The organism is Saccharomonospora iraqiensis subsp. paurometabolica YIM 90007 (genome assembly GCF_000231035.2).
Lineage (GTDB): Bacteria > Actinomycetota > Actinomycetes > Mycobacteriales > Pseudonocardiaceae > Saccharomonospora > Saccharomonospora paurometabolica.
This window is the reverse complement of sequence record NZ_KI912210.1, coordinates 15,987-21,907: the sequence shown is the minus strand read 5'-3', so window position 1 is coordinate 21,907 and position 5,921 is coordinate 15,987. Positions and strand designations below refer to the sequence as shown.

Here is a 5,921-nt window from a genome sequence, read left to right as displayed (position 1 = left end):
CGGCGGGGACGCCGCCTGCGCGACCGCGCTGACCGACATCAGCGCGGCGGTGCAGACGCTGCGGACGGAGCTGTCGGCGCTGCCCGACGTGGCGACGCGGACGGGCTGAGCGCGGGTTACCGTGGCGGCCGTGAGTGCAGCGACCCCGAATCCCGGAACGACCGGCGCCACCGGCGTCGGGCTGGCGACCGTGACCCCCGACGGGACCGTGCTGGACACGTGGTTCCCGAATCCGAAGCTGACCGACGCCGCGGACGCCGCGACGGGCGGCACCGAGCGGCTGTCCCCCGAGCAGGCCACCGAGGCGCTCGGCGCGGCGGCCGGCGGTCTGCTCGGCACCGACGACGTCCGCGGTGTGGAGGTCGTGGCGGTGCGCAGCACGGTCGGCTCGCTCGACCGTGCCCCCGCGGACGCGCACGAGGTGTACCTGCGGTTGCACCTGCTCTCGCACCGCCTGGTGCGTCCGCACGGGCAGAACCTCGACGGCGTGTTCGGCCTGCTGTCCAACGTCGTGTGGACCGACCACGGCCCGTGCCCGGTGGAGGGTTTCGAGGCCACGCGGATGCGGCTGCGGGCCGCGCACGGCAGCGTCACGGTGCACCACATCGACAAGTTCCCCCGGATGGTCGACTACGTCATCCCGGGCGGGGTGCGGATCGGTGACGCGGACCGGGTGCGGCTCGGCGCGCACCTGGCCGGCGGCACCACCGTGATGCACGAGGGCTTCGTCAACTTCAACGCGGGCACGCTCGGCGCCTCCATGGTGGAGGGCCGGATCTCGGCGGGCGTGGTCGTCGGGGACGGCACCGACCTCGGCGGCGGCGCGTCGATCATGGGCACGCTGTCCGGCGGCGGCAAGGAGGTCATCTCCGTCGGCGAGCGCTGCCTGATCGGCGCCAACGGTGGCGTCGGCATCTCGCTCGGCGACGACTCCGTCGTGGAGGCCGGTCTCTACATCACGGCGGGCACGAAGGTGACCTTCGAGGGCCGGTCGGTGAAGGCGCGGGAGCTGTCCGGCATCTCCGGCGCCCTGTTCCGCCGCAACTCGGCCACGGGCGCGGTGGAGGCCGTCCCGCGCACCGGCGCGGGGGTGGAACTCAACGCCGCCCTGCACGCCAACGACTGACGCACCGCCCGGGGTCGGAGCGGCCGACGAGGTGGCTCACGACCCCGGGGCCGGGTCCCGGGCGGGCGGTCCCGGCACGGCTCCGGAGTCGGCACCGTCCCGCTTCACCGATTGTGAGCAGTTCTGGATCGGCGTGAACCTCGGCGGTGCTTCGCCGGACAGCAGTCAATCCGTCGCACGCGGGTGCCCGACTCCCGCGTATTTGATCCACACCGTGTGACTCTCGTCATCGATCAGGTACCAGACCCGGCCACCGCCGGTCACCTCGATCTGCCACTGGGGCAGCTCGCGCCCGTCGCACACCCCGGTGGCCAGGTCGAACTTCAGACGATGGTGTCGCAACGGTGACATCGCCGACTCGAAGCCCGGATGGTGTCGCATCAGATCCCAGGCCTTGCGGAGATTGCCGGGAGCCGCCGCCAGGAGTTGTCGCCATCCTTCGACAGCCGCCCGATCCCCGTAACGGATCTTCCACTCCTCGTCCCGTGGCGGCTGCGCGACGTCGTCTCCCCGCTCAGGACTCATGTCGTTCCGTCGTCGGTCGGTTCCGGCACGGCTCCGAAGTCGACACCATCCCGCTTCAGGACCGCGAGCAGTTCAGGATCGGCGTGAACCTCGGCGGTACTGCGCCAGGCGGCAACGAGATGTGCCACCGGCGCGGGATTCTCCAGACTGTCCGCCGCTTCCAACGTCTCGACCAGTTCCACGACGAACTGGTGCACGCCCTCCTTCGGAAGGAAACGGACCCACGGGAAGGCACGCGGAACAACGTCGGTCACCAGGGTCCGTGTCCGGTCGTCGTGCTCCATCAGCGCGAGGAAGAGCTTGGTGGTCGTGGAAGCCACCTCGGCGACCTGCTCAGCACGACTCACGGTGGTGAGCAGCAGGTCCTCGTCCTCCGCCCCGCGCCGGTGCACCCGCAGGGAGCGGCTTGTGGACTGCTGCAACTTACGAACCGTCTCAACGGGCTTGTTGGACAGCTCCGAGAAATTCACTTCCGGGGCGGTCATAGTTTCAAACTACTTGCAAACTCACCCGGTCGCAACGCGCGGTTTCGATGACGGCACGGGGAACCAGCGCGCTACCCCCGGGTCGTCGAGTCGTGCTCGCCCGGTGCTCAGGTCGTCAGCCGCTGGACGGCGGCGTCGATCCGTTCGTCGGTGGCGGTGAGGGCCACGCGGACGTGCTCGCCGCCGCGGGGGCCGTAGAAGGTGCCCGGGGCAACCAGGATGCCGCGCTCGGCCAGCCGGGCCACGGTCGCCTCGGCGCTCTCGCCGCGGGTGGCCCACAGGTACAGCCCGGCCTCCGAGTGGTCGATACGGAAGCCCGCGTTCTCCAGTGCGGGGCGCAGGGCCGCGCGGCGGGCGGCGTAGCGTCCGCGCTGCGTGGCCAGGGCGTCGTCGTCGGCCAGTGCGGCGGTCATGGCCTCCTGCACGGGCCGGGGCACGATCATTCCGGCGTGTTTGCGCACCGCCAGCAGGTCGCGCACCAGTGCCGGGTCGCCGGTGACGAACCCGGCCCGGTACCCGGCGAGGTTGGCCGACTTGGACAGCGAGTGCACCGCCAGCAGCCCGTCCGGGCTCCCGCCGTGCACGTCCGGGTGCAGGATCGACAACGGCTCGGCCTCCCAGCCGAGCGCCAGGTAGCACTCGTCGGACACGACCACCGTGCCGCGCTCACGGGCCCAGTCGACGACCTTGCGCAGGTGCTCGACCCCGAGCACCCGGCCCGTGGGGTTGGACGGCGAGTTCAACCACAGCAGCGCGGGCCTGCCGGGCCCGACGGCGGTGGTGGCGTCGGCGCGCAACACCGTCGCGCCCGCGAGCAGCCCCCCGACCTCGTAGGTCGGGTACGCCAGTTCCGGGATCACCACGGTGTCCCCCGGACCCGCGCCGAGCAGGGTCGGCAGCCACGCCACCAGCTCCTTGGAGCCGATCGTGGGCAGCACCGCGTCCGGCTCGACACCGTCCACGCCGTGCCTGCGCCGCAGCGCCGCCACCGCCGCCTCCCGCAGCGCGGGGGTGCCGTGCGTGGCGGGGTATCCCGGGATCTCCGACACCGACGCGAGCGCGGCCCGGATGCCGTCCGGGACCTCGTCGACCGGGGTCCCGACGGACAGGTCGACGAGGCCGTCCGGGTGCGCCCGCGCGGTGGCGGCGTGCTCGGCCAGCGAGTCCCAGGGGAAGTCGGGAAGCTTGGCCCGGGTCATTCGCCCTGCGGGGGCAGGTCCTTGATCCACTGCGGGTCGTGCGCGGTCTTGCCGACCTTCGCCGCGCCGCCCGGGGAGCCCAGCTCGTCGAAGAAGTCGACGTTGGCCTTGGTGTAGGCGGTCCACTCGTCCGGCACGTCGTCCTCGTAGTAGATGGCCTCCACCGGACAGACCGGCTCGCAGGCTCCGCAGTCGACGCACTCGTCGGGATGGATGTAGAGCATCCGCTCGCCCTCGTAGATGCAGTCGACGGGGCATTCGTCGATGCACGACTTGTCGAGCACGTCGACGCAGGGCTCGGCGATCACATAGGTCACTGCGTTCTCCTGCTTGGTTTTCGGTCAGGCCCGTTGCCGGACACTACGCTTGTCTTCCCCGCATCCTAAGCCGTCCACCGGTGGCCCCGACCCGGATGTGTGAGCCATGTTTACCCCGGATCCGCCCGGTGCCCACGGGCAGACCCCTCCCCGCCACCACCCACCCGTCCTCATGTGTGCCTACTCACACCTCGCGATACCCGCGAGTCGCCATCCCACACCCGCGAGTCGCCGCTCCGGTGCGCCGAGTTGTCACTCCGGGACGGTGCGGCGACACCGGGAGGCGGATTCGGGCGGCCGGTGCACGGTGCGGAAGCGCCCACTCACGGGCCGGGAGCGGCAACTCGCGGGGCGGAGATGGCGACTCGCGGGTCGGAGGTGGCGACTCGCGGGTCCGGAGTGGCGACTCGCGGGGGCTCGGTGGGGTGGGCGGGGGACACTGGAGAATGAGCACGCTGCGGCCCGGGCGGACCACGGGCGGGGCCGCGAAGTGGAGTCACGGAAGGGAAGAGGCCGGCACTGTGAAGGTTGTCGTCGTCGTCGGCGGGGTGGGCGGTGCCCGCTTCCTGCTCGGCGTCAAGGCTGCGCTCGGGCTCCCCGCCGTCGGCGAGCGGGAGTCGCCACACGAGATCACCGCGCTGGTGAACACCGCCGACGACGTCTGGATGCACGGGTTGCGGGTGTGCCCCGACCTGGACACCTGCATGTACACCCTCGGCGGCGGGATCGACCCCGAACGCGGCTGGGGCCACGCGGGTGAGACCTGGACGGTGCAGGGCGAACTGGAGGCCTACGGCGCCGAGCCGACCTGGTTCAACCTCGGCGACAAGGACATCGCCACCCACCTCATCCGGTCGCGGATGATCCGCGCCGGGTACCCGCTGTCCGCGGTGACCGAGGCGCTGTGCGACCGGTGGCGGCCCGGGGTGCGGCTGCTGCCGATGACCGACGACCGGGTGGAGACCCACGTCGTCGTGGACGACCCGGACGACCCGCAGCAGCGCAAGGCGCTGCACTTCCAGGAGTGGTGGGTCCGCCACCACGCGAAGCTGCCCGCGCACACGATCGTGCCGGTCGGCGCGGAGGAGGCGCAGCCCGCTCCGGGCGTCACGGACGCGATCGCCGGGGCCGACGCGGTGCTGTTCGCCCCGTCCAACCCGGTGGTCTCCATCGGATCGGTGTTGGCGGTGCCCGGGGTGCGGGAGGCGCTGCGCTCCACCGCGGCCGACGTCGTGGGGCTGTCCCCGATCATCGGCGGACGGCCGGTGCGGGGCATGGCCGACGCCTGCCTGTCCGCCCTCGGCGTGGAGGCCACCGCCGGGGCCGTGGGCGCGCACTACGGCTCGCGCAAGACCTCCGAGGACGGGCTGCTGGACGGCTGGCTCGTGCACGAGGGCGAGTCGGTGGACGTGCCCGGGGTCGCGGTCCGCGCGGTCCCGCTGCTGATGTCCGACGTCGACGCCACGGCGGCGATGGTGCGGGCCGCGCTGGACCTGGCCGGGGTGGACGTTGACTGAGCACGCCGACCACGTGGGCACGACCGCCGGGCAGGACCCCGCCGGCTACGAGCACGGTGCCGCGCGGGTGGAGATCCTGCCGGTGGAGGGGCTGCCCGAGTTCCGCCCCGGCGACGACCTGACCGGCGCGCTGGCCGGGGCCGCGGGCTGGCTGCGCTCCGGCGACGTGGTCGTCGTCACCAGCAAGGTGGTCTCCAAGGTCGAGGACCGGCTGGTGACCGTGCCCGCCGACCCGGAGCTCCGCGACGCCGAGCGGCGCAAGCTGATCGACGAGGAGTCGGTGCGGGTGCTGGCCCGGATCGGGCGCACCGTGATCACCGAGAACCGGCTCGGCATCGTGCAGGCGGCCTCCGGGGTGGACGCCTCGAACGTGGACACCGGCGAGGTGGCGCTGCTGCCCACCGATCCGGACGCCTCCGCCTGGGCGCTGCGCGACGGCCTGCGCGAGCGGCTCGGTGTGGACGTCGCCGTCGTGATCACGGACACGATGGGCCGGGCGTGGCGGGTCGGCCAGACCGACACCGCCATCGGCTCGGCCGGGCTGCGGGTGGTGCGCTCCTACGAGGGCGCGGTGGACGCCCAGGGCAACGAGCTCGCCGTCACCGAGATCGCCGTGGCCGACGAGGTCGCCGCCGCGGCCGACCTGGTCAAGGGCAAACTCGGCGGCGTCCCGGTCGCGGTGGTGCGGGGCCTGCGGACCGGGGACGAGCGGCCGGGCGCGGCCACCGCGCGCGATCTGGTCCGTCCCGCCG

General features: G+C 72.7%; 7 protein-coding genes. 3 read left to right on the top strand and 4 right to left on the bottom strand.

The features are described from left to right. Nucleotides 1-130 precede the first annotated feature (130 nt). The gene (gene dapD, locus SACPADRAFT_RS0204130; protein ID WP_028662195.1) at nt 131-1,126 is read left to right on the top strand and encodes a 2,3,4,5-tetrahydropyridine-2,6-dicarboxylate N-succinyltransferase; all 996 of its coding nucleotides are present in this window, start codon (nt 131-133) and stop codon (nt 1,124-1,126) included. Between the two features lie 165 nt (nt 1,127-1,291). On the opposite strand, the gene SACPADRAFT_RS33720 is transcribed toward dapD, so the two are convergent. The 4 genes from SACPADRAFT_RS33720 to fdxA form a co-directional block, all read right to left on the bottom strand. Continuing rightward, nucleotides 1,292-1,651 carry a hypothetical protein gene (locus SACPADRAFT_RS33720; RefSeq protein ID WP_007026155.1) on the bottom strand — a complete coding sequence of 120 codons (360 nt, stop codon included), beginning with the start codon at nt 1,649-1,651 and terminating at the stop codon, nt 1,292-1,294. Further along, nucleotides 1,648-2,136 (bottom strand): hypothetical protein, encoded by a 489-nt coding sequence (locus SACPADRAFT_RS0204120; protein ID WP_007026154.1) that lies wholly within the window; start codon nt 2,134-2,136, stop codon nt 1,648-1,650. Before SACPADRAFT_RS0204120 ends, SACPADRAFT_RS33720 begins: the two co-directional genes overlap by 4 nt. A 107-nt stretch (nt 2,137-2,243) precedes the next feature. Further along, nucleotides 2,244-3,335 carry a succinyldiaminopimelate transaminase gene (dapC, locus tag SACPADRAFT_RS0204115; RefSeq protein ID WP_007026153.1) on the bottom strand — a complete coding sequence of 364 codons (1,092 nt, stop codon included), beginning with the start codon at nt 3,333-3,335 and terminating at the stop codon, nt 2,244-2,246. Further along, the gene (fdxA, locus tag SACPADRAFT_RS0204110) at nt 3,332-3,652 is read right to left on the bottom strand and encodes a ferredoxin (RefSeq protein WP_007026152.1); all 321 of its coding nucleotides are present in this window, start codon (nt 3,650-3,652) and stop codon (nt 3,332-3,334) included. Before fdxA ends, dapC begins: the two co-directional genes overlap by 4 nt. A gap of 521 nt (nt 3,653-4,173) precedes the next feature. On the opposite strand from fdxA, the gene cofD reads away from it, so the two are divergent. Both cofD and SACPADRAFT_RS25500 read left to right on the top strand, forming a co-directional pair. Beyond that, the gene (gene cofD / locus SACPADRAFT_RS0204105; RefSeq protein ID WP_028662194.1) at nt 4,174-5,169 is read left to right on the top strand and encodes a 2-phospho-L-lactate transferase; all 996 of its coding nucleotides are present in this window, start codon (nt 4,174-4,176) and stop codon (nt 5,167-5,169) included. Between the two features lie 13 nt (nt 5,170-5,182). Beyond that, nucleotides 5,183-5,921, top strand: a 739-nt coding sequence (locus SACPADRAFT_RS25500) for a coenzyme F420-0:L-glutamate ligase (protein WP_084258301.1), incomplete at its 3' end; no start/stop codon positions are given.